20 protein-coding genes are annotated in these 21,552 nt (G+C 60.2%); 8 read left to right on the top strand and 12 right to left on the bottom strand.

Going from position 1 to position 21,552, the window contains the following annotated elements; all coding sequences use genetic code 11:
* Nucleotide 1: 1 nt before the first annotated feature.
* Nucleotides 2-1,621, top strand: coding sequence for a DUF2300 domain-containing protein (locus ACA075_RS26885; protein ID WP_497296267.1), 1,620 nt, complete (start codon nucleotides 2-4; stop codon nucleotides 1,619-1,621).
* Nucleotides 1,622-1,624: 3 nt separating this feature from the next.
* The gene (locus ACA075_RS26880) at nucleotides 1,625-2,440 is read left to right on the top strand and encodes a YfaP family protein (RefSeq protein WP_497296266.1); all 816 of its coding nucleotides are present in this window, start codon (nucleotides 1,625-1,627) and stop codon (nucleotides 2,438-2,440) included.
* 458 nt (nucleotides 2,441-2,898) lie between these two features.
* Here ACA075_RS26880 and ACA075_RS26875 read toward each other — a convergent pair whose 3' ends face one another.
* The 9 genes from ACA075_RS26875 to exaC form a co-directional block, all read right to left on the bottom strand.
* A complete protein-coding gene (locus ACA075_RS26875) occupies nucleotides 2,899-3,645 on the bottom strand; it encodes a S24 family peptidase (RefSeq protein WP_497296265.1) in 747 nt (248 codons plus the stop codon).
* A 229-nt stretch (nucleotides 3,646-3,874) separates the two neighbouring features.
* A complete protein-coding gene (ppa, locus tag ACA075_RS26870; RefSeq protein WP_027924322.1) occupies nucleotides 3,875-4,402 on the bottom strand; it encodes an inorganic diphosphatase in 528 nt (175 codons plus the stop codon).
* Between the two features lie 113 nt (nucleotides 4,403-4,515).
* The gene (locus ACA075_RS26865) at nucleotides 4,516-5,328 is read right to left on the bottom strand and encodes a M90 family metallopeptidase (protein WP_497296264.1); all 813 of its coding nucleotides are present in this window, start codon (nucleotides 5,326-5,328) and stop codon (nucleotides 4,516-4,518) included.
* A gap of 6 nt (nucleotides 5,329-5,334) precedes the next feature.
* Entirely contained in the window at nucleotides 5,335-5,991 is a 657-nt protein-coding gene (locus ACA075_RS26860) for a DedA family protein (RefSeq protein ID WP_497296263.1), read from the bottom strand.
* Nucleotides 5,992-6,229: 238 nt separating this feature from the next.
* A complete protein-coding gene (locus ACA075_RS26855) occupies nucleotides 6,230-6,688 on the bottom strand; it encodes a GNAT family N-acetyltransferase (RefSeq protein ID WP_497296262.1) in 459 nt (152 codons plus the stop codon).
* A 120-nt stretch (nucleotides 6,689-6,808) separates the two neighbouring features.
* Nucleotides 6,809-7,633 (bottom strand): ethanolamine ammonia-lyase subunit EutC, encoded by an 825-nt coding sequence (gene eutC / locus ACA075_RS26850; RefSeq protein WP_497296261.1) that lies wholly within the window; start codon nucleotides 7,631-7,633, stop codon nucleotides 6,809-6,811.
* Between the two features lie 8 nt (nucleotides 7,634-7,641).
* On the bottom strand, nucleotides 7,642-9,036 hold the full coding sequence (locus ACA075_RS26845) for an ethanolamine ammonia-lyase subunit EutB (protein ID WP_497296260.1): 1,395 nt from the start codon (nucleotides 9,034-9,036) through the stop codon (nucleotides 7,642-7,644).
* 201 nt (nucleotides 9,037-9,237) lie between these two features.
* Nucleotides 9,238-10,608: an ethanolamine permease gene (gene eat, locus ACA075_RS26840; protein ID WP_219097467.1), complete on the bottom strand. Its 1,371-nt coding sequence runs from the start codon at nucleotides 10,606-10,608 to the stop codon at nucleotides 9,238-9,240.
* A gap of 265 nt (nucleotides 10,609-10,873) precedes the next feature.
* Complete coding sequence (gene exaC / locus ACA075_RS26835) at nucleotides 10,874-12,394, bottom strand: acetaldehyde dehydrogenase ExaC (protein WP_497296259.1); 1,521 nt, start codon at nucleotides 12,392-12,394, stop codon at nucleotides 10,874-10,876.
* Nucleotides 12,395-12,843: 449 nt separating this feature from the next.
* Here exaC and ACA075_RS26830 point away from each other — a divergent pair, with 449 nt between their 5' ends.
* The 4 genes from ACA075_RS26830 (at nucleotide 12,844) to ACA075_RS26815 (ending at nucleotide 17,197) form a co-directional block, all read left to right on the top strand.
* Nucleotides 12,844-14,757, top strand: coding sequence for a sigma-54-dependent Fis family transcriptional regulator (locus ACA075_RS26830; RefSeq protein WP_497296258.1), 1,914 nt, complete (start codon nucleotides 12,844-12,846; stop codon nucleotides 14,755-14,757).
* Nucleotides 14,758-14,941: 184 nt separating this feature from the next.
* Nucleotides 14,942-16,291: a UDP-N-acetylmuramate:L-alanyl-gamma-D-glutamyl-meso-diaminopimelate ligase gene (mpl, locus tag ACA075_RS26825; RefSeq protein ID WP_497296257.1), complete on the top strand. Its 1,350-nt coding sequence runs from the start codon at nucleotides 14,942-14,944 to the stop codon at nucleotides 16,289-16,291.
* Nucleotides 16,288-16,920: a flavin prenyltransferase UbiX gene (ubiX, locus tag ACA075_RS26820; RefSeq protein WP_010467349.1), complete on the top strand. Its 633-nt coding sequence runs from the start codon at nucleotides 16,288-16,290 to the stop codon at nucleotides 16,918-16,920. The genes mpl and ubiX overlap by 4 nt, the downstream gene beginning before the upstream one ends.
* Nucleotides 16,913-17,197: a YceK/YidQ family lipoprotein gene (locus tag ACA075_RS26815; RefSeq protein ID WP_497296256.1), complete on the top strand. Its 285-nt coding sequence runs from the start codon at nucleotides 16,913-16,915 to the stop codon at nucleotides 17,195-17,197. The genes ubiX and ACA075_RS26815 overlap by 8 nt, the downstream gene beginning before the upstream one ends.
* Before the next feature lie 116 nt (nucleotides 17,198-17,313).
* Here ACA075_RS26815 and ACA075_RS26810 read toward each other — a convergent pair whose 3' ends face one another.
* From ACA075_RS26810 to ACA075_RS26800, 3 genes are all read right to left on the bottom strand, one after another.
* Nucleotides 17,314-17,955 carry an oxidoreductase gene (locus tag ACA075_RS26810; protein ID WP_497296255.1) on the bottom strand — a complete coding sequence of 214 codons (642 nt, stop codon included), beginning with the start codon at nucleotides 17,953-17,955 and terminating at the stop codon, nucleotides 17,314-17,316.
* A 27-nt stretch (nucleotides 17,956-17,982) separates the two neighbouring features.
* The gene (locus tag ACA075_RS26805; protein WP_497296254.1) at nucleotides 17,983-19,701 is read right to left on the bottom strand and encodes a C13 family peptidase; all 1,719 of its coding nucleotides are present in this window, start codon (nucleotides 19,699-19,701) and stop codon (nucleotides 17,983-17,985) included.
* Nucleotides 19,702-19,816: 115 nt separating this feature from the next.
* Nucleotides 19,817-20,272, bottom strand: coding sequence for a MaoC family dehydratase (locus tag ACA075_RS26800; RefSeq protein WP_010467353.1), 456 nt, complete (start codon nucleotides 20,270-20,272; stop codon nucleotides 19,817-19,819).
* A 197-nt stretch (nucleotides 20,273-20,469) separates the two neighbouring features.
* Here ACA075_RS26800 and ACA075_RS26795 point away from each other — a divergent pair, with 197 nt between their 5' ends.
* Both ACA075_RS26795 and ACA075_RS26790 read left to right on the top strand, forming a co-directional pair.
* Nucleotides 20,470-20,832 carry a CidA/LrgA family protein gene (locus ACA075_RS26795; RefSeq protein WP_109635147.1) on the top strand — a complete coding sequence of 121 codons (363 nt, stop codon included), beginning with the start codon at nucleotides 20,470-20,472 and terminating at the stop codon, nucleotides 20,830-20,832.
* Nucleotides 20,829-21,545: an LrgB family protein gene (locus ACA075_RS26790; RefSeq protein ID WP_497296253.1), complete on the top strand. Its 717-nt coding sequence runs from the start codon at nucleotides 20,829-20,831 to the stop codon at nucleotides 21,543-21,545. Before ACA075_RS26795 ends, ACA075_RS26790 begins: the two co-directional genes overlap by 4 nt.
* Nucleotides 21,546-21,552 lie beyond the last annotated feature (7 nt).

Below are 21,552 nucleotides of genomic sequence, written 5' to 3'. Positions count from 1 at the left end.
CATGACCCGACTGCTGGTCTGGTGGCTGCTGTGTTTGATCCCTGCGCTGGCGACAGCGCAGGAGGAGCCGCTGCGTCTGGGTTTCAAGGGTGAATTGATTTCGTTAAGCCAGACTCAAGTGATTTCACGCGAGCCATTGCCCAGCGATTTGCAGGCGCCGTTGGGCAGTTTGTGGAAGTTGTTTGTGTACGGCTGGTTGGTGAATACCGGCGCCCGTGAGCCAGCGTATGAGTGTCGCGGGCAATCGAAAGAGGAAGTTTATTGCTGCACTGCGGGCGGCAAGATTGAGCGCGATCAGGCGTTGGTGAAATCGTGTGGCTTGTACTTCGAGCCTGCACGATTGGGTATTTCTGATGCAGGCTGGCGGGAATATTGGCAGGCTCGGCAGGCGCCGGAATGGTTGCTGAACCTGCCTTCGTTACAGCCTTCTACGCGAGTTTCCGTGGCTGAATTGCTGAAAGTGCTGGCCCTGATGCCGGCGCAGGATCAGGCGCGGCGGGTGTTGCTCGATGTGGTGTTGAACGCCGCAGATGGCAATGTCGTCGGCGAACTCGGTGGACGGTTGCGGGTGAAAACCTGGAGCTGGTTGGGCGATCAGGACCCTTCGTCGCGTCAGGGCGGATTTGCCGGATGGACAGCGGACGGCACGCCAATCTGGGCGGGTGGGCGGGGGACCAGTCAAATGGTCTTGCGTCACTACGGTGGGGTGTTGGCTTCTGTGTTGCCAGTTGAGTGGCCTTTGGATGCGGGACGCTGTGTCGAAGTCGGTCTGTTTTCCCGTTATCCGATCGGGCGTGTTCTTGCGGAGGATCGGGTTGTTTCTTCCGGACCTCTGCAAGGCGACTATCGCGTCGAATTCGCCAATGGCAATCAGCTGGATATCCACAGCGATGGCGAACTGTTTCTGCTTAAGGACAAACTCGTCGCTCGACTCGACCGTGAAGAATACGTCGCCCGCGTCCTGCAAAGGGAAGCCAAACCCGAACCCGTTGAAGCCGCCAAAGCCCTGGCCATCGCGATAAGAACCTACCTGCTGCAAAACGCCACCCGCCACGGCGACTGCCTGAGCATCGACGACAGCAGCAGTCGCCAACGCGTCGCCCCACGCCCTGCCACCGCCGAGTCACGCCACATCGCCGCCTGGACCAGCGACCTCGTCCTCGCCGGCAGCACCGTCACCTACCACTCCGACCAACCCGGCCCGGACAAACTCTCCTGGCAGCACGCCGTCGAACAAGCCAACGCCGGCCAGCGCTACGACGCCATCCTGCTGCACGCCTACCCACGCGCCAGCCTCAGCCGCTGGGACAACCCCGTCGCCTCCTGCGAAGCACTGCCCGCCGCGCAAGACTGGCTACAAAAGCAACGCCGCGGCTGGCGCACGCGGTTGGAAAGCGAAGTCGGCTACAACGACGTCAGCACCTTCGCCGTCTGCCGCCTGGCCTTCGGGCGCCCCTACGTCGACCGCGAACGTCAACGCCTCTACGTGCGCGGCGTGCTGTCACTGCAAGACCGCCTCGACCTGACCCACGAATACCTGCACCTGGCCTTCGAAGCACACCCCAACGGCCAGGATGAAACCTACATCGAAGGGCTCGCCCGCCACCTCTTGCTGGAATAGGCCATGAAACTCCGTTATCCACAGGTCTTCCTGTTCCTTTGTTCTTTTTGTGTACTGCCGACGGCTTTCGCGGCTGAGAGCGGCGTGAAACTCGATACGCCCGTTGGCGGCTGGCGCACCGGCGCGGCCGAGGGAGAAGGTGAAAACTTTCGTCAGATTGTTAACTACCCGGCTTCGTCGGTGAACACCTCGGTGGGGCAGGCCAACACGGCGCGTATCACCGGGCAGATCAAAGCCGCACCCAAGTCCGGTGAGCCGGGCCGGTTGATCGTCAACGGCGTCAGCATGCCGCTGAAGATTGATCCGGCCGGGCGTTTTGATCGACCGTTCTCGTTTCCCAATGGCAGCAACAGCGTTGAAGTTCGTAGCCCTGATGGACAGCAAAGGTCTCGGACGCAATTTCTTAATGTCAGTGGTGGGGCTACGCCGGCCAAGTTGCGGGTGCTGTTGGCCTGGGACAGCGATGGCACGGATCTGGACCTGCACCTCATCACACCCGACGGCGCGCATATTTGGTACGGCGATCGTGTTGCACCAAATGGCGCGGCGCTGGATGTCGACGTGACGACGGGGTATGGGCCGGAGATCTTCGCCATGCCAGCGCCGATTAAGGGGCAGTATTTGGTGTATGTGAATTACTTCGGAGGCGGGTATCGGAGTGATGAGGACGGGCAGGAGGAGGCGGTTCAACCGCTGACCACGGCGCAGGTGACGGTGATTACGGAGGAAGGGACGCCTAACGAGAAGATGGAGACGTTTCTGGTGCCGATGCGGGCGGTGGGGGAGTTGACGTTGGTTAAGGGGTTTAGTTATCCGTGAAACTCAGAGACAGCGACTGCAACAATTGTGCAAGCACCTCTTGCACAGTTTTGCGTTCGGCCGTCAGCACTGCTGCACTAATTAGGACGCTTTTAGACAGGCATTAAAAAGCCGGCTTGTGGCCGGCTTCTCGGGGACTGGCTTGGTTCATTTTTGGTAAACCGCGCCAGCCTTCAAAACGTACACCCGGATCTTGCGTCCGGCTGTGGGACTCGGCGAGAAAATCATCTGCCTTGTCGGTGCGATCAGCGCCGCGGGGCGGGGTGATGCGCAAATGTGGGGCGCAGCATACTGATTTTTTTGAGGGATTCCCAGTGTGGTGTGCGTCTTAGAGCTATCGGGGGCTCGGGATCAGGTAATCCATCCGATTTTTTGGGTGAATGTTCCATCGCTTTCGCGGGCAAGCCCGCTCCCACAGGGATTGTGGGATGCCTGTGGGATGTAAAAATGCCCGGGCGTTACAAAAACGGCACCGCCGGCCTTCGTTTGTTCAGCGTCGACCACCAGAACACCCATCCCAACACCCTGATGTTCTGCTTATCAATCTGCTCGGCGTTGAAGATTTCATCCGGGTGCTCGGCCTGGTTGTAGCTGCGCAACCGCAGGGCATTGCCGGGCATTCGGTGCAGGTATTTGATGCGCAGCATACCGTCGTGTTCTATGGCGTAGATTTCCCCGTCAATCACCTTGGTCAGTCCGCGGTCGATGGCGAGTGTGGAGCCGTCTTCGATCCTTGCTCCCATGCCGTTGCCGATCATGTGGACGCAGAACACATCCGTGTATTTGATTTCCAGGGAGTCGAGGTGGGTTTTGGGCAGGCGGATGAATTGGCCGGGGTCTTCGACGACATGCGTTTTGAAGGAGCCCGGGGCGGTGGGTATTTCCTTGTAGAGGGGCAGCTCGACATCGGTGGGCTCGACCACCGTATAAATGCCGCGAATAGCCTGGGCGTCGAACGTATTGCCGGACTCGTCGAGCAGGCGCAGGTGTTTGGAGTCTTCTGGGCCTTCGCCGGTTTTCAGCCAGTCGCTGTTTACCGAGAGTAGTCTGGAGACCTCTTCCATGCGGTAGGCGGGCACACCGCGGGTGTACCAGTTATGGATATTTTGCGGCTCCGTGTCGAAGAAAGCGGCAAATCCTGTCGTCGTTATTTTCGCTTTTTCGAGGAGCGCTTTAAACCGTGGGCCGCTAGTGTTCTTTTTCATAAACACGAGTCTACGGCCGCTGGGCCGGGCTTTGAATAAACGAACCGTTCAAATTTCGAGGGAAATTTACGACCGGATGTAAGACGTATTTGGAACAAATTAAACAAGAAAAAACGTAGCGTTCTGAAACTAAACACCCCGTTTAAAAGGCCCTTAATAGACGCCCACAAAAAACCCCGGATCAACCGGGGTTTTTTCAAGTCTTCACAGGCGCGAGGCCAGTGGCGTCTCAGCCTTTGTAGGCAGCAGCCGACTTGGTGATCGCTTCGCGAGCGGCATCTGCACCGGCCCAGCCTTCGATCTTCACCCATTTGCCTTTTTCGAGATCTTTGTAGTTCGCAAAGAAGTGCTCGATCTGCTGAATCAGCAGCGGTGGCAGGTCGGTGTATTCCTTCACGTCGACGTACAGCTGGGACAGCTTGTCGTGTGGAACTGCGATGACTTTGGCATCGCCGCCACCGTCGTCGGTCATGTTCAGGATGCCGACTGGACGAGCGCGGATCACCGAGCCTGGTGCAACCGGGTAAGGGGTCACGACCAGCACGTCGAGGGGGTCACCGTCGTCGGCCAGGGTGTTCGGGATGTAACCGTAGTTGGCCGGGTAGAACATCGGGGTGGCCATGAAACGGTCAACGAACAGGCAATCGCTGTCTTTGTCGATTTCGTATTTGATCGGCGCGTGGTTGGCCGGGATCTCGATCGCGACGTAGATGTCGTTCGGCAGGTCTTTGCCAGCCGGAATCTTGCTGTAGCTCATTGGGCGGTGCCCCCGTTAGTTGACCAAAAACACTTGGCCGGATTGACCAAAAAGTGGCGGCGATTATAGGCATATTCCGCCACCGTTGCTATGTACCAGAGGTCTTGTAGACCTTAGTCGTGTGCCTGATAGACCGGGTCATTGGCCAGAAGTTGCCGCAGCCGGGCCAACGGGTCCTGGCGGTAAAACAGCTTCAGTTGCTCATAGACCTGTGGATACGCCTCGTGCAGCAAATCCGGGGCGCTGAAGAAGTATTCGCTGGTGACGGCGAAGAATTCGGCGGGGTTTTCCGCCGCATAGGGGTCGATGGCCGTTTCGGCGTCCGGATTGCGGTCAAGGTGTCGATTGAGGTCGTCATAGGCGTGCTGCATGACCTTGGCCCACTCGCTGACCCGCATGTCGGGGTGCAGCGGCGGCAAGCCGTTGGCGTCGCCGTTGAGCATGTCGAGTTTGTGTGCGAGCTCGTGAATCACCAGGTTGTAGCCTTCCCAGCCGCCGCTGGCCATCACGCCGGGCCAGGCGAGGATGATCGGGCCTTGCTGCCAGGCTTCGCCGCTGTGTTCGCCGTCCCACTCGTGTTCGACGCCGCTGGCATCGCGATGCCGTTGGGGGCTGAGGAAGTCGTCGGGGTAGAGGACGATTTCGTGGAAACCCTGATACCAGTTCAGGTCGCCCAGGTGCAGCAGCGGCATTTGCGCTTGAGCGGCGAGCAGCAGGCGTTGCTCCTGATGGAGTTCGACGCCGGGCAGGGCGGTCAGGTGTTTATCTTCCAGAAACAGCACGCAGGCTTCACGCAGCCACTGGTCTTCGGCGACGCTGAGACCATCGAGAAAACTCAAGTGATGGCGCACCCGTTGCCACAGGTCGTCGGCAATCGGGTGTCTGGCCAGGATGCGCCGGCGACGCCAGGCGCTCAGGGACCACATCGCGAGTCAGTGCGATTGGCTTTTGGACGCGGCGTTGCCGAAACGGCTGCGGACCACGCCGATAATCATCGGTACCAGCGACAGCAGGATGATGCCCACCACCAGCAGCGAAAGGTTTTTCTTGATGAACGGCACGTTGCCGAAGAAGTAACCCAGGGTCACCAGGCCGCCGACCCACAGAATGGTGCCGAGCACGCTGAAGGCAAAGAAACGCGGGTAAGGCATTTTGGCGACGCCGGCGACGAACGGTGCAAAGGTACGGATGATCGGCAGGAAGCGCGCCAGGGTCACGGTTTTACCACCGTGCTTGTCATAGAAGTCGTGGGTCTGTTGCAGGTAGTCGCGGCGGAAGATTTTCGAGTTCGGGTTGCTGAACAAGCGTTCGCCTGCGGTTCGGCCGATGACGTAGTTGGTGCTGTCACCGAGGATCGCTGCAAGCATCAGCAAGCCGCCCAGCAGCACCGGATCCATGCCGCCGCCGGCGGCAACGGCGCCCGCGATGAACAGCAGGGAGTCACCCGGCAGGAAGGGCATCACCACCAGACCGGTTTCGCAGAAGATCACCAGAAACAGGATGGCGTAGATCCATGGCCCGTAGTTGTTCACCAGCAAATCGAGGTAAACATCGAGATGCAGGATAAGGTCGATCGGGTTGAAATCCATGGAGGGGCACCTGTGGTGACGGCCGGACTCAGCAGGCCTGTGCGTATGACTTCGCGAAAGCCTACAGACGAGTGTAGTTTTTCTTACAAGCCGAAAAGGCCGGCATTATACGGGCTGATTGGTGAAGCGCGCGTCGAGATTGTAGCGGGGGATGTCGATGAGGCGACGGGAAGTCGAGTGACAATAAATAACCCTTGCTGTGAGAAGGGAGCGTGCTCCCTCATCACAGACGTCAGGATCAGAGCTCGTCGCTGATCGGCAACACGTAGTTCTTGAACTCGGTGTCTTCCTTGAACCCGATGGATTCGTAGGTTTTCTGCGCCACTTCGTTATTGCTGCTGGTGGAAACGCGCATGCGCACGGCATTGGTTTCCTTGGCCATTTTCTTCGCCGTGCGGATCAGGTTGTCGGCCACCAATTGGCGGCGGGCGTCTTCGGCGACGTAGATGTCGTTGAGGATCCACACGCGCTTGAGCGAAAGGGATGAAAAGCTCGGGTACAACTGACAGAAACCCATCAGTTTGTCGTCGGAATCGGCCAGTGCCAGGTAAATCACCGATTCCTTGCGTCGCAGGCGTTTCTCAAGGAACGCCCGGGACGAGTCCGGATACGCCAGGGAGCCATAAAACTCGCGATATTTGACGAACAACGGGGTCAGCAGGTCCAGGTGTTCGAGGGTCGCTTGAATAATCCGCATCGATAGGTCTCGTCTTCAAGTGGCTGTCTTCACGTGCTCTGACGGCGAACGGTTCTTCACTCGGGCAGCCGTGCATCGATCCTGCCTCAAACCGGAACAGAAACGCAATGCGGAAACGGTTCAGGCATTCGGCGGGCTCAGTAGGAAATTACCTTTCATGTCTGCACCGGCGTCCGACTCCAGCGTCTGAACCTGGGCTTCGTCCTTCAGATTGACCCCCGACAACTGCCGGCGGCACGCCTCGCGCATCAAGTACAGCAAGCGGTGTGCGGCCATTCCGTAGCTCAGGCCCTCGAGCCGGACATTGGAGATGCAATTGCGGTAGGCATCCGTCAGCCCGACCTTTGGATTGTAGGTGAAATATAACCCCAGGCTGTCCGGCGAACTGAGGCCAGGGCGTTCACCGATCAGGATCACCACCATTTTTGCGCCGAGCAGTTCGCCAATCTCGTCGGCCACCGCGACCCGGCCTTGCTCCACCAGCACCACCGGCGCAACAGACCAGCCTTCCTCCACGATCTGTTCTTGCATCCGCGCCAGAAACGGCAAGGTATGGCGATGAACAGCCAGTGCCGACAAGCCATCGGCGACGACAATAACCAGATCCACGCCGCCCGGATGAGCCAGCGCGTAATCACGCAGGGTCTGCGCCGACTGATCACTCAACTTTCGGCCCAGATCGGGGCGCTGCAAGTAAGTGTTTCGATCTGTGGCGGCGCTGTGCAGCAGCAAACTCACGCGCCCGACATCGGCCAATTCCGCGCTTAGACCGGCATGATCGAACGGCAAATGCACCGCGTCCCGGGCTTGAGCATGGGCGAACTGGAAATCAAGCTGCGCGCTGGTCGGCATGCTGGTGCCGGTGCGGCCCAAGGCAATCCGCGCCGGGGTCAGGCGACGCAGTTCCAATAGCGGATTCTCTGGATCAACGGGTGGCTTATCCATTTCAACACTCATCCCAGTTGCGCCATCGCTTGGCGGAAGGCCGGCGGTAGCTTGTCGCCGAAGTGAATCTTGCCGTCCGCCTGGGTCAGGATGCCCATTTTCGCCAGCCATTGTTCGTACTCCGGCGCCGGTTTCAGGCCCAGGGTCTGGCGGGCGTAAAGGGCGTCGTGGAACGAGGTGGTCTGGTAGTTGAGCATGATGTCATCGGAGCCCGGGATGCCCATGATGAAGTTAATACCGGCCACACCCAGCAGGGTCAGCAACGTGTCCATGTCGTCCTGATCGGCTTCGGCGTGGTTGGTGTAACAGATGTCGCAGCCCATTGGCACGCCCAATAGCTTGCCGCAGAAGTGATCTTCAAGGCCGGCGCGGATGATCTGTTTGCCGTTGTAGAGGTATTCCGGGCCGATAAATCCTACGACGGTGTTGACCAAAAACGGTTTGAAATGGCGCGCCACGGCGTAGGCACGGGTTTCGCAGGTCTGTTGATCGATGCCGTGGTGGGCGTTGGCTGACAGGGCACTGCCTTGGCCGGTCTCGAAATACATCAGGTTCTGGCCCAAGGTGCCGCGATTCAGGCTCAGCCCGGCGTCGTAACCTTCCTGCAGGACATTCAGGTTGATGCCGAAACTGGCGTTGGCTGCCTCGGTGCCGGCGATCGACTGGAACACCAGGTCCAGCGGAACCCCGCGATTGATCGCCTCGATGGAGGTGGTGACGTGGGTCAGCACGCAGGCCTGGGTCGGGATTTCGTAGCGCTGGATGATCGCGTCGAGCATTTCCAGCATGGCGCAGATCGACGCGATGCTGTCGGTGGCCGGGTTGATGCCGATCATCGCGTCACCGTTGCCGTACAGCAGGCCGTCGAGAATGCTCGCCGCAATGCCGGCCGGTTCGTCGGTGGGGTGGTTGGGTTGCAGGCGTGTGGATAACCGCCCGCGCAAGCCCATCGTGCCGCGGAATTTCGTGACCACGCGGATTTTCTGCGCCACCAGCACCAGATCCTGCACACGCATGATTTTTGAGACCGCGGCGACCATCTCCGGGGTCAGCCCGGGCGCCAGGGCGCGCAGGCTCTGCTCGTCGGCCGCATCGCTGAGCAGCCAGTCGCGAAAACCGCCGACGGTGAGGTGGCTGACGGTGGTGAACGCGTGTTTGTCGTGCGTGTCGATGATCAGTCGGGTGACTTCATCGGCTTCGTAGGGAATCAATACTTCCTGCAGGAAGTGGCTCAGGGGGATGTCAGCCAGGGCCATTTGCGCGGCCACACGCTCGCCATCGTTGAGGGCGGCGACGCCAGCCAGGAAGTCCCCGGAGCGCGCCGGACTGGCCTTGGCCATCACGTCCTTGAGGCTCGCGAAGCGGTAGGTCTGGGCGCCGACGGAATGGGCAAATGTGGCCATGGGACGGTGTCCTCCTGATGTGTAGAAGTCTTGATACCCTGACATTCCCTTGTGGGAGCCAGCCTGCTGGCGATTGCAGTGTGTCATTCAAACTCTATGCTGACTGTCAGACCGCAATCGCCAGCAGGCTAGCTCCCACAGGGGAACGGCGTGCACTTCAATATGGCAGGCGCCGGGCAACAGGCCCGGCGCCGGTGCAACTCAGACGCCTTCGAGCATCGCATCCGCCGGCGCGTCGAAACGCTGTTTGGCGGTCAATTGGAAATACAGGTAACCGGCTGCCATGAAGCCGAGGAACACGCACCCGATCAGCGTGTTGAACCACGCCATCGCCACCAGGCACACCACGGCCAGAAACAGCGCGATCCCCGGGACGATCGGATAGCCCGGCGCACGGAAACTGCGTTCCAGGTTCGGCTCGGTTTTACGCAGTTTGAACAGGCTCAGCATACTGATGATGTACATCACGATGGCGCCGAATACCGACATGGTGATCATCGCTGCCGTCAGGGTCATGCCTTGCAGGTTGACCAGACCATCGCTGTAGATCGCCGCGATGCCGATCACGCCGCCAGCGAGGATGGCGCGGTGCGGGGTCTGGAAACGCGAGAGCTTGGCCAGTGAGCGAGGCAGGTAACCGGCCCGGGCCAGGGCAAAGAACTGACGTGAATAGCCAAGGATGATCCCATGGAAACTGGCCACCAAGCCGAACAGGCCGATCCACACCAGCATGTGCATCCAGCTGGAGTTGTTGCCGACCACCGCTTTCATCGCCTGAGGCAGCGGGTCGTTGATGTTCGACAGTTGGCGCCAGTCGCCGACGCCGCCCGCCATCACCATCACGCCGATGGCCAGGAACACCAGGGTCAGAATGCCGCTGACATAAGCCCTGGGAATTGTGCGTTTCGGGTCCTTGGCTTCTTCAGCCGCCATCGCCGCGCCTTCAATGGCCAGGAAAAACCAGATCGCAAAGGGGATCGCCGCAAAGATGCCGGGGATCGAGCCCATGGTGAACTCGTTGGCTCCCGACCAGCCGTTAAGTGCGAAATTACTGAAGCTGAAGCCCGGCGCAACAACGCCCATGAACACCAGCAATTCGGCGACTGCCAGCACGGTGACCACCAGTTCGAAGGTCGCGGCGATGCTGACGCCAAGAATGTTCAGGCCCATGAACACGAAATACGCGCCAACGGCCGCGAGCTTGGGATCAAGTTCCGGGTATTGCACGTTGAGATAGGCGCCGATGGCCATGGCGATGGCCGGGGGCGCAAAGACGAATTCGATGAGGGTGGCGATGCCGGCGATCAATCCGCCTTTCTCACCAAAGGCCCGCCGGCTGTAGGCAAACGGCCCGCCCGCGTGGGGAATGGCGGTAGTCAACTCGGTGAAGCTGAAGATGAAACAGGTGTACATCGTCGCCACCATCAGTGCGGTGACGAGGAAACCCAGGGTGCCTGCGGTGCCCCAGCCATAACTCCAGCCGAAGTACTCGCCGGAAATCACCAGGCCGACGGCAATGCCCCATAGATGCAGGGTGCCGAGTGTGGGTTTGAGCTGTGTGGAAGAAGTCATAAGTCCTCGCTGTCTTTTTTATTGTTTGATCTGTTGGACTTGCGGTACGACGTTTTCGTGTAAAGCGGGCACGCAAAGCCCGTGCCAGAGGGGCAGGGCGATGATTTGATGTTGTCGTTAAGGGCGCCATCGCGGGCAAGCCCGCTCCCACAGGGTTTTGGGGTGAACCTGAGTTTTGGGTTGACCACAAATCACTGTGGGAGCGGGCTTGCCCGCGATGGCATTCTGAAGGGCGACACAGAGTTAACTGCATCGCCCCCGGTCTTTAGAAGAAGCCCAACGGATTGATGTCGTAGCTCACCAGCAGGTTTTTGGTCTGCTGATAGTGATCGAGCATCATCTTGTGGGTTTCACGCCCGACGCCGGACTTTTTGTAACCACCGAACGCAGCATGCGCCGGGTACAGGTGGTAGCAGTTGGTCCACACACGACCGGCCTTGATGGCGCGGCCCATGCGATAGGCGCGGTTGATGTCGCGGGTCCAGAGGCCGGCACCCAGGCCGAACTCGGTATCGTTGGCGATGGCCAGGGCTTCGGCTTCGTCCTTGAACGTGGTGATGCTCACCACCGGGCCAAAGATTTCTTCCTGGAACACACGCATTTTATTGGTGCCCTTGAGCAGGGTCGGCTGGATGTAATACCCGGTCGCCAGGTTGCCCTCGAGTTTTTCCACCTTGCCGCCGGTCAGCAGCTCGGCGCCTTCGCCCTTGGCGATTTCCAGGTACGAGAGGATTTTGTCGAATTGCTGCTCGGACGCCTGGGCGCCGACCATGGTGTCGGTGTCCAGCGGGTCGCCACGTTTGATCGACAGCACTTTTTTCATCACGACTTTCATGAAGTCGTCGTAGATCGACTCTTGCACCAAGGCACGGGAAGGGCAGGTGCAGACTTCGCCCTGGTTGAAGAACGCCAGCACCAGGCCTTCAGCGGCTTTTTCGATGAAGGAAGGTTCGGCCTTCATGATGTCCTCGAAGAAGATGTTTGGCGACTTGCCACCCAGCTCTACGGTGGACGGGATGATGTTTTCGGCGGCGCATTTCATGATGTGCGAACCGACCGGGGTCGAGCCGGTGAAAGCGATCTTGGCGATGCGTTTGCTGGTGGCCAGAGCCTCACCGGCCTCTTTGCCATAGCCTTGCACCACGTTGAGCACGCCTGGCGGCAGCAGGTCGCCGATCAGCTCCATCAGCACGGTAATGCCCAGCGGCGTTTGTTCGGCAGGCTTGAGCACCACGCAGTTACCGGCGGCCAGGGCCGGGGCGAGTTTCCACGCGGCCATCAGGATCGGGAAGTTCCACGGGATGATCTGCCCGACCACGCCCAGCGGTTCGTGGATGTGATAAGCCACGGTGTTGCCATCGATCTCGGCGGCGCTGCCTTCCTGGGCGCGGATGCAACCGGCGAAGTAGCGGAAATGGTCGGCGGCCAGCGGGATGTCGGCGTTGAGGGTTTCACGCACGGCTTTGCCGTTGTCCCAGGATTCGGTGATTGCCAGGACTTCCAGGTTCTGTTCGATGCGGTCGGCGATTTTCAGCAGCACCAGCGAGCGCGCCTGGGCGGACGTGGCGCCCCAGGCATCGGCAGCGGCGTGGGCGGCGTCCAGGGCTTTGTCGATGTCTTCGGCCGTGGAGCGAGGGAATTCGGCAATCGGTTGGCCATTCACTGGCGAGGTATTGGTGAAGTACTGACCTTTAACAGGCGCGACGAACTCGCCGCCGATGTAGTTACCGTATTTGCTCTTGAACGAAACGATAGCGCCTTCAGTACCGGGGTGAGCGTAACGCATGGTGATTTCTCCTTGGCTTTTGTACTTATAAGAGAGAGCGCATGTGCGCTTGTTATAAGCGTAGAGCAAAGGTCGGGCCACTGCCTTGCAGGTCAGGCAAATCAAGGCCTTGCGTTGTTTATGTCGGACAGGCGGGTGGCGTCTGTGACGCTATCGATACAGCCCTCGTGACACTTTGTACCGCTTTTGGCACAGGCTGTGACTGGCGGGTCTTGCCAGCATTGCAATGCGCCGATGGCTGGAGGATGCTGGGCCACAAATTACTGCACCGGTATTTCTCTGTGGCGAGGGGGCTCGCCCCCGTTGGGTTGCGAAGCAGCCCCAAAATGTCTGCCTATTATGGTTTTTGGCGAGCGCTTCGCACTCGAACGGGAGCAAGCTCCCTCGCCACAAGATGCGTGTCAGCCCTTGATGGGGTTCAGCACAGCTCTCGCGGAGAATAATAAGAAATGCACGACAACCATTTGAGTCGCCATGCCCAGCAAGTCTTGACCGTAACCCAGGGCAAATCACACCTGCACGGTCCTGGCAGCGACCCGTCCATCGCCCGCTCCTGGTTGCGTTGTCTTGAGGATTATCACCTCGACCCGGCCCTGACGATGGCGCCGACGGTGCTGGAGCACGGCCGCGTACTCGAAAGCCGCGAACGCTTGCAGCAAGTGCTGCACATCGCCGGCAGCGAAATGACCAGCCTCCATCAGCAACTCTCCGGCGCCGGTCATGCCGTGCTGCTGACTGACGCCCGTGGGGTGATCCTCAACTGCGTCACCGCACCCACTGAACGGAAAATCTTCGAGCGCGCCGGCTTGTGGCTCGGTGCCGACTGGAGCGAAGCCTGCGAAGGCACCAACGGCATCGGTACCTGCCTGGTCGAGCGTCAGTCGCTGACCATTCACCAGGATGAACACTTTCGCGGCCGCCACACCGGCCTGACTTGCTCGGCGAGCCCTGTGTTCGACCCTCACGGCGAGCTGCTGGCGGTGCTCGACGTGTCCTCCGCGCGTCACGAAGTCTCACGTCAAAGCCAATTCCACACCATGGCCCTGGTCAATCTGTCGGCGAAGATGATCGAGAGCTGCTATTTCCTGCGCTACTTCGACAATCAATGGCTGCTGCGCTTTCACCTGCAGGCTGAATCCGTCGGGCTGTTCAGCGAAGGCTTGCTGGCGTTCGACGGGGAAGGGCGCATCAGCGCGGTCAACCAGAGTGCGCTGAACCTGCTGGGGCACATTCGCGGTGGATTGTTGGGTAAGCCGGTCGAGGCATTTTTCGATTGCTCGCTGGATGACTTGCTCGGCCGCGCGAGTGTCAACGCCAGCGCCAGTTGGCCATTGCGCACCCGTGACGGGCGGAGCCTGTTTGCCGTGTTGCGCGGGCAGCCGCGCAGCATTCCGGTGCCGGTGGTGCCAACCCTGGCGATTGCCGAGCGACCACGCCTGTCGGGCATCTGCCTGGGCGATGCCGCGTTGCAGGAAGATTTCCGCAAATCCTTGAGAGTCTTCGAGCGAGACGTGCCGCTGTTGATCAATGGCGAAACCGGCTCCGGCAAAGAGGCCTTTGCCAAAGCCGTGCATCAGGCCAGCCAGCGGGCTGAGAAAGCCTTCGTTGCCCTGAACTGCGCGGCGATCCCTGAAAGCCTGATCGAGAGCGAACTGTTTGGTTATCGCGGCGGCAGCTTCACCGGCGCGCGCAAGGAAGGCATGCGCGGCAAGTTGCAGCAGGCGGACGGCGGCACGCTGTTCCTCGATGAAATTGGCGATATGCCGTTGGCGTTGCAAACCCGGCTATTAAGGGTGCTGGAAGATCGTCAGGTGGTGCCGATTGGCGGCGAGCCGGAGTCGGTCAATGTGCGGATCATCAGTGCCACTCACCGTAATTTGCTGGAACGGGTGCAGGACGGCAGCTTCCGTGAGGATTTGTATTACCGGCTCAATGGGCTGGAGATCGCATTGCCGGCGTTGCGTGAGCGCAGTGATAAATCGCAGTTGCTTGATTTTCTGCTGGCCGAAGAGGCGGGCGCAGAGACGGTGCTGATCGATGAGCCGGCCCGACAAGCCTTGCTGGGCTTCGCGTGGCCGGGGAACGTGCGGCAGTTGCGCAATGTGCTGCGTACCTTGGCGGCGTTGTGTGACGGTGGGCGTATCGGGCTGGAGGATTTGCCGGCGATGATTCGTCAGGTTCGGCCGGTGCCGGTTGTGGCGGTTGAAGAGCCTTCCGAGCATCCACTGGACGATGCCGAGCGATTGGCATTGCTCAATGCGCTGGAACAGACCCGTTGGCACATGACGCATACCGCCGAACAGCTCGGTGTCAGCCGTAACACCCTCTATCGAAAACTGCGTAAACACGGCATCGCCCGGTAAACCGCGTCGTGGCCAATCGCGGGCAAGCCCGCTCCCACAGGACTTATGTAGTTCACAGTATTCAGGCATGGCGCAAGACCTGTGGGAGCGGGCTTGCCCGCGATTGGCGTCCGTGAGACCGAAACACAAGGTGCGATTTTCCCCTCCCTACGCTAACCTGCGGCCATGTTTTACGAGGTCGACTATGCACATTCATATTCTTGGTATCTGCGGCACTTTCATGGGTTCGATGGCGGTTCTGGCCAAAGAGCTGGGCCATCACGTGACGGGCTCCGATGCCAACGTCTATCCGCCGATGAGCACTCAGCTTGAAGCGCAGGGCATTGAGTTGACCCAAGGCTACGACCCCGCCCAACTCGATCCGGCGCCGGATCTGGTGGTGATTGGCAACGCCATGTCCCGTGGCAACCCGGCCGTCGAGTACGTGTTGAACAAAGGCCTGCCCTATGTTTCCGGTCCGCAATGGCTGGCCGACCACGTGCTGCAAGGTCGCTGGGTCCTGGCCGTCGCCGGCACCCATGGCAAAACCACCACCAGCAGCATGCTCGCCTGGGTGCTGGAGCACGCGGGCATGAGCCCGGGCTTCCTGATCGGCGGCGTGCCGCAAAACTTCTCGGTGTCGGCGCGTCTGGGCGGCACACCGTTCTTCGTCATCGAAGCTGACGAGTACGACAGCGCGTTCTTCGACAAGCGCTCCAAGTTCGTTCACTACCGCCCGCGCACCGCCATTCTGAACAACCTGGAATACGATCACGCCGACATCTTCCCGGATTTGCCCGCCATCGAGCGGCAGTTCCACCATTTGGTGCGGACCATCCCGAGCGAAGGCCTGGTGATCCACCCGACCACCGAGCCGGCATTGCAGCGCGTCATCGAGATGGGCTGCTGGACCCCGGTGCAAACCACCGGTGCCGGCGGTCAGTGGCAGGTCAAGCTGCTGAGCGAAGACGGCTCCAAGTTCGAAGTGATGTTCGACGGCGTCGCCCAAGGCGTGGTCGATTGGGACATGACCGGCCAGCACAACGTCGCCAACGCCTTGGCCACATTGGCGGCCGCTCGCCACGTCGGCGTTGTACCTTCGATGGGCATCGCTGCATTGAGCGCCTTCAAAAGCGTGAAACGCCGGATGGAGAAAGTCGCCGAGGTTCGTGGCATCACCATCTACGACGACTTCGCTCACCACCCGACGGCCATTGCGACGACCCTCGACGGCTTGCGCAAACGCATCGGTGATGCGCCGTTGATTGCGATCATTGAGCCGCGCTCCAACTCCATGAAGCTTGGCGCTCACCGCGACGGCCTGCCGGAAAGCGTGGTCGATGCCGATCAGGTGATCTGGTACGCCCCCGCCAACCTCGGCTGGGACCTGGGCGCGACCGCCGCGTTGTGCACGGTGCCGTCGATTGTCAGCGACTCTTTGGAAGGCATCATCGAGCGCGTGAAGAGCCAGGCCCAGCCCGGCACCCACGTGGTGATCATGAGCAACGGCGGCTTCGGCGGCCTGCACGGCAAACTCGCCGAGGCGCTGCAATGAACAACGGCCCGGAACGCATCACCCTCGCGATGACCGGCGCTTCGGGCGCCCAGTACGGTTTACGTCTGCTCGACTGCCTGATCCGCGAAGACCGTGAGGTGCATTTCCTGATCTCCAAGGCTGCGCAATTGGTGATGGCCACCGAGACTGACGTCACGCTGCCAGCCAAACCGCAGACGATGCAGGCCTTCCTCACTGAATACACCGGTGCGGCCGCCGGGCAGATCAAGGTTTACGGCAAGGAAGACTGGATGTCGCCGGTGGCCTCGGGTTCCGGTGCGCCGGCGGCGATGGTGGTGGTGCCGTGTTCCACCGGAACCTTGTCGGCGATCGCCACCGGTGCCTGCAACAACCTGATCGAGCGGGCTGCTGACGTGACGTTGAAAGAGCGTCGCCAGTTGATTCTGGTGCCGCGTGAAGCGCCGTACTCGAGTATTCATCTGGAGCACATGCTCAAGCTGTCGAACATGGGCGTGACGATTTTGCCGGCGTCGCCGGGCTTCTATCATCAGCCGCAGACCATCGATGACCTGATCGATTTTGTGGTGGCGCGGATTCTCAACCTGCTGAACATCCCGCAAGACATGCTGCCGCGCTGGGGCGAACACCATTTGAGCAGCGATGAATAAGCTGCTGATTGTTCTGCTGGCCCTGCAACTGACGGGCTGCGCCACGGCGCGCACGCTGGACGCGGCCAAGCCGGGCGCACCAGTGGTGTACTCGGGGACGCGTCTGGATTTGTATGCCATGAATGGTGGTTGTTGCGCGATGGACCGGTTCGGCGCCGAAGCGCCGAGCTACCCCGGCGTCGACCTGCCGGCCAGCGCGTTGCTCGACACGTTGCTATTGCCGTTGTCGTTGCTGACGGTGATCGGGGTGAGTTTTCAGGCGACGGGTGGTCTCTAGAAGAGCGCTTCGCGCTCTATCGCGAGCAGGCTCGCTCCCACAATTGATCTGTGGCGTTCACAAATCAATGTGGGGGCGAGCCAGCTCGCGATAGCGTACTGTTAGGCGCCGCGGGACTACTTGCCTAACTTGCGCAGTTCATCCGACTCGACAATCCGCACCCCATCCTGTTCTTCCAGCGCCAGTCTCCACATGGCGCGGGCCAGCTGGCAGGCTTCGATGCCGCGGTATTTGCCGGGGATCAAACGGGACAATGGCCCGACGAATTGCTCGGCCGTGCGCGGTTCGAGTCGCTCGCCCAGCAACATGGAAGGTCGGCAAATGGTCAGCTGCGGCCAGTCCTGCGCGCGCAATGCGTACTCCATCTCGCCTTTGACCCGGTTGTAGAAAATCGAGGACCTGCGATCAGCCCCCAAGGCACTGATCACGATCAGGTGCCGGGCACCCATTTCCCGCGCACGTTTGGCGAACGCCACCACCATGTCCAGGTCCACCGCACGAAAGGCTTGTTCGGAGCCGGCCTGTTTGATCGTGGTGCCTAGGCAGCAGTAGGCGATGTCGACGCGACCGTTCAGTTGTGGCAGAAACGCCGCCGTGTCGCCCACCGGGTTTTCCAGATGGGGATGCTCGGCCAGTGGTCGGCGTGAGGGGGCCAGTACCCTTGAAATCGTAGGCTCATTGAGCAGGCGATCAAGCAAATGTTCACCGGTCAACCCGGTAGCTCCGGCAAGCAATACATGCTGAGGCGTCAAGTACATAGTGTTTCCCCCTTGATACTGTTCAGCTTAGTTGCTCTTTGCATCCTTGCTGCTGATAGAGACACTTTGTAGCGCTTTTCGTGCCTGCTGTTTGCGTAAGAGTTGCCAGTGCGAGAGGACCGTTTTCGGCGCCCAGAGCTGCGGTTCAGAGGCTTCGAAGCCATCGGCCAGCTCACGTTCCGCCACCGTGGCCTTGGCCAGCTTGAAGGCTTGCTCCAGGTCGTCGGTCTGGTTCAGTGCCTGGGCGAACAGCGCGTCACCGAAGTAGGTGAAGTTGGCTTCTTCCGAGCAACCGAAGGACACCCTATCAGCACGGGAGGCGGTCATGATCAGCGTGCGTTCATCCTTGAGCGCGGGGATGAAGCCGCCGGAATAGCAGGACGAAATCACCACGATCTTGTCGCGATTTTTCAGCGGCACTAGGACGGCGGCGAGTTCGTCGGCCGGCAGGTCGGCCAACTCCATGCGCGGCTGATCGAGCACCAGTTCATGTTCGCTGCTGCCATGGCTGGTCAGGTAGATGAAGATCAAGTCTTCCGGGCCACTGCGTTCGGCCAGGGTCATCGCGGCGCGGCGCAGGTTTTCCCGGGTGGCCATCGGCCGGTCGACGAGGTGATCGCGATGGTTCACCAGGCGAATCTGGCCGAAGGCGCCGAAGCGGCTGCTGAGCATGTTGCTGACGTAATCGGACTCGCGCAGGAACACGCTCTGCTTGCCGTCGCCGCCCAGGGTCAAGGTGTACAGCTCGACCATCGGGGTCGAGGCTGGCACGTTGGACAGAGCGTCATCGAGTAGCCGGCCCTGGGCCAGCAAGCCGAGTTCCAGGGTGTCGGGCAGCAACTTGCCGTCGGCATCGCGAACACGCTGGCCATTGATCCACGTTCCGCTTTGCACCGTGCCATCGGCGAGCACCAGGGTGCCGCGCCCCGAGTAGCTGTCACTGTCGAACTGGCCGATGTAGAAGCTGCCGTCGGGCAGGTTCAATCGACCCTGGCCGGTAAAGCGCCAGTCGCTGAACTGGCCGATGTAATGGCTGCCGTCAGCGCCGATCAACTCGCCCTTGCCGTTCAGCGAGCCTTCCTTGAACTGGCCCAGCCAGACATCGCCGTCGGCGTTTTCGTAGCGGCCCTTGCCGTGCAGTTGATTGTTCTTGAAGCCACCGACATAGATGTCGCCGTCGGCGCTGTTGAAGGTCCCGTTGCCTTCCAGCTGACCGTCCTTGAAGTGCCCGGTGAACTGATTGCCGCTGGCGTCGCCGCGCTGGCCTTCACCGTTGGGTTTGCCGTTGGCGAACTGACCCTGATACGAACTGCCGTCATCGAGTTCGAGACGCCCAAGCCCTGAATATTGATCGGCCTTGAACTCACCGCGATAGGTCATCGCGTTTTCTTTGAGTGTGCCTTCACCGTCACGGCGGCCGAGTTTGAATCCGCCGGTGTAGCTGCTGCCGCTGGTGGTCAGTGTGCCCTTGCCGTCGAACAGGCCTTGATTGAATTGGCCGCGATAGATCTCGCCGTTGCTGCCATGCCATTCACCCTGCCCATGCCATTGCCCCTTGTCGAACTCGCCGGCGTACCAGCTGCCATTGGGGTAGTCGATGCGGCCCTGGCCTTGCAGCAAGCCGTTGACCAGATCACCGCGATAGCGCCCGCCGTCCGGCAAGCGGGCATCCGGGGGCAGCAGCGATTCGCCATCGCCGCAAGCGGTGAGCAACAGGGTCAAGGCGAGGAGGGCAAGTGAGCGCATAGCGGGATCCGGGCAATTATGCGACGGAGTATGCCGCAGCTATGTGTCGCATTTATAGAGACACGGCAGAGACACGGCGCGAAACAGCGTGAGCTGTTTCGCAATCAGGCTTGTGTCAGACGAAACAGAGGGACAGCGGCTCGGCGATATACGCCGGTTTGTCCGATCCTTCGATTTCAAGGGTGGCGGTGGCTTTGAGCAGCCATTGGCCGGGTTTTTTCTCGATGACTTCGTTCATGTCGACTTTAAGACGAACCCTGGAGTTGACCTTCACTGGCTGGATGAAACGCACGCTGTCCAGGCCGTAGTTGACCACCATCTTCGCCCCTTGAGGGAGGATCAGGATGTCTTCCATCAGTTTCGGGATCAGCGACAGCGACAGGAATCCGTGTGCAATGGTGCTGCCAAATGGCGTTTGCGCGGCTTTGACCGGGTCGACGTGAATAAACTGATAATCGCCTGTGGCTTCTGCGAACAGGTTGATGCGCTCCTGATCGATGGTGAGCCATTCGGAACGTCCGAGTTCCTTGCCGACATAATCTTTGAGCTCTGCAACGGGAACATAGGGCATTGAGACTCTCCTTGGGTTTCATCGGATTTATAGTTTTTCGAGTGGGGGGATTTGACCTCCCTGTGAACTACTTTAGATCAACATGGCAAATTGCTCCGGTCAACTGACCATGCTTTTGGCGAATGCCGATCCATAGCGTTGACGTGCTTATAATGCCCGGCCCCTTTTTGGTGGGGAGCGCGTGCGGGAGATGCTGGATGTTGTTACGTGGCCTGACCTGGCTGGTGCTGTTCCAATTGCTGGGCACAGCCATCAACCATTTGTTTTTACCGGTACTGCCGGGGCCGATTGTCGGCCTGCTGCTGTTGCTGGTGTACCTGATTTCACGCGGGCAAGTCGGTGAACCGCTTAACCTGGCGGCCAGCAGCCTGCTGCGTTATTTGCCCCTGCTGCTGGTACCGCCGGCCGTGGGCGTGATGGTTTACGCCAAGGACATCGCCGCGGACTTCTGGGCCATCGTCGGTGCGCTGGTGTTGTCGCTGGTGCTGTCCATGGCGTTTGCCGGGGTGCTGATGCAGCGCATGGTCAAGCGTCATGCCCATCGCGGAGATCGCCCATGATCCTCGATTGGCACGGCGCGCTGGATTCGGTGATTCATCACCCGTTGTTCGGCATCGGCATTACGTTGGGCGCTTATCAGCTGGTGCTGGCCGCCTTTGAGAAAACCCGTTGGATCTTTCTGCAACCGGTGCTGGTCTCCATGCTGTTGGTGATCGGCGTGCTGACGGTATGTGGGATCACCTTTGCCGAGTACCGCAAGAGCACCGAGATCCTCAGCATCCTGCTCGGGCCTGCGACGGTTGCACTGGCGGTGCCGCTGTACCTCAATCTGCGACGGATTCGGCAGTTGTTCTGGCCGATATTTACTACGCTGGTGATAGGCGGCGTGGTTGCCACGGGCATGGGCGTGTTGTTGGGCTGGTGGTTTGGCGCCGAACACATGATCCTGATGACCATGGCGCCGAAGTCGGTGACGTCGCCGATTGCCATGTTGGTGGCCGAGCAAATCGGTGGTGTCGCGGCGTTGGCCGCGGTGTTCGTGTTGATCACCGGCGTGATCGGTGCGATCTTCGGGCCGAGTCTGTTGACCCGGCTGGGCGTGCACAGCCCTGAAGCCCGGGGCATGGCACTGGGCATGACCGCCCATGCGGTCGGTACTTCGGTGGCCTTGCAGGAAAGTGAAGAATGCGGCGCCTTCGCGGCGCTGGCGATGAGTCTGATGGGCGTGGCCACGGCAGTTTTCCTGCCGTTGGCGGTGTCGATGGTGGTGTAAGGAAATG

This window comes from Pseudomonas sp. LBUM1663 (assembly GCF_059695905.1).
This window is presented reverse-complemented; position numbering and strand designations above follow the sequence as displayed.

What these genes read in the sequence shown, in the direction of transcription:
- ACA075_RS26795 (WP_109635147.1), top strand. Translation starts at nt 20,470, where the DNA reads ATGTTGTTACGTGGCCTGACCTGGCTGGTGCTGTTCCAATTGCTGGGC.
- ACA075_RS26830 (WP_497296258.1), top strand. Translation starts at nt 12,844, where the DNA reads ATGCACGACAACCATTTGAGTCGCCATGCCCAGCAAGTCTTGACCGTA.
- ACA075_RS26815 (WP_497296256.1), top strand. Translation starts at nt 16,913, where the DNA reads ATGAATAAGCTGCTGATTGTTCTGCTGGCCCTGCAACTGACGGGCTGC.
- ACA075_RS26865 (WP_497296264.1), bottom strand. Translation starts at nt 5,328, where the DNA reads ATGTGGTCCCTGAGCGCCTGGCGTCGCCGGCGCATCCTGGCCAGACAC.
- exaC (WP_497296259.1), bottom strand. Translation starts at nt 12,394, where the DNA reads ATGCGTTACGCTCACCCCGGTACTGAAGGCGCTATCGTTTCGTTCAAG.
- eat (WP_219097467.1), bottom strand. Translation starts at nt 10,608, where the DNA reads ATGACTTCTTCCACACAGCTCAAACCCACACTCGGCACCCTGCATCTA.
- ACA075_RS26885 (WP_497296267.1), top strand. Translation starts at nt 2, where the DNA reads ATGACCCGACTGCTGGTCTGGTGGCTGCTGTGTTTGATCCCTGCGCTG.
- ppa (WP_027924322.1), bottom strand. Translation starts at nt 4,402, where the DNA reads ATGAGCTACAGCAAGATTCCGGCTGGCAAAGACCTGCCGAACGACATC.
- ACA075_RS26855 (WP_497296262.1), bottom strand. Translation starts at nt 6,688, where the DNA reads ATGCGGATTATTCAAGCGACCCTCGAACACCTGGACCTGCTGACCCCG.
- ACA075_RS26800 (WP_010467353.1), bottom strand. Translation starts at nt 20,272, where the DNA reads ATGCCCTATGTTCCCGTTGCAGAGCTCAAAGATTATGTCGGCAAGGAA.
- mpl (WP_497296257.1), top strand. Translation starts at nt 14,942, where the DNA reads ATGCACATTCATATTCTTGGTATCTGCGGCACTTTCATGGGTTCGATG.
- eutC (WP_497296261.1), bottom strand. Translation starts at nt 7,633, where the DNA reads ATGGATAAGCCACCCGTTGATCCAGAGAATCCGCTATTGGAACTGCGT.
- ACA075_RS26810 (WP_497296255.1), bottom strand. Translation starts at nt 17,955, where the DNA reads ATGTACTTGACGCCTCAGCATGTATTGCTTGCCGGAGCTACCGGGTTG.
- ACA075_RS26790 (WP_497296253.1), top strand. Translation starts at nt 20,829, where the DNA reads ATGATCCTCGATTGGCACGGCGCGCTGGATTCGGTGATTCATCACCCG.
- ACA075_RS26880 (WP_497296266.1), top strand. Translation starts at nt 1,625, where the DNA reads ATGAAACTCCGTTATCCACAGGTCTTCCTGTTCCTTTGTTCTTTTTGT.
- ACA075_RS26845 (WP_497296260.1), bottom strand. Translation starts at nt 9,036, where the DNA reads ATGGCCACATTTGCCCATTCCGTCGGCGCCCAGACCTACCGCTTCGCG.
- ACA075_RS26875 (WP_497296265.1), bottom strand. Translation starts at nt 3,645, where the DNA reads ATGAAAAAGAACACTAGCGGCCCACGGTTTAAAGCGCTCCTCGAAAAA.
- ubiX (WP_010467349.1), top strand. Translation starts at nt 16,288, where the DNA reads ATGAACAACGGCCCGGAACGCATCACCCTCGCGATGACCGGCGCTTCG.
- ACA075_RS26805 (WP_497296254.1), bottom strand. Translation starts at nt 19,701, where the DNA reads ATGCGCTCACTTGCCCTCCTCGCCTTGACCCTGTTGCTCACCGCTTGC.
- ACA075_RS26860 (WP_497296263.1), bottom strand. Translation starts at nt 5,991, where the DNA reads ATGGATTTCAACCCGATCGACCTTATCCTGCATCTCGATGTTTACCTC.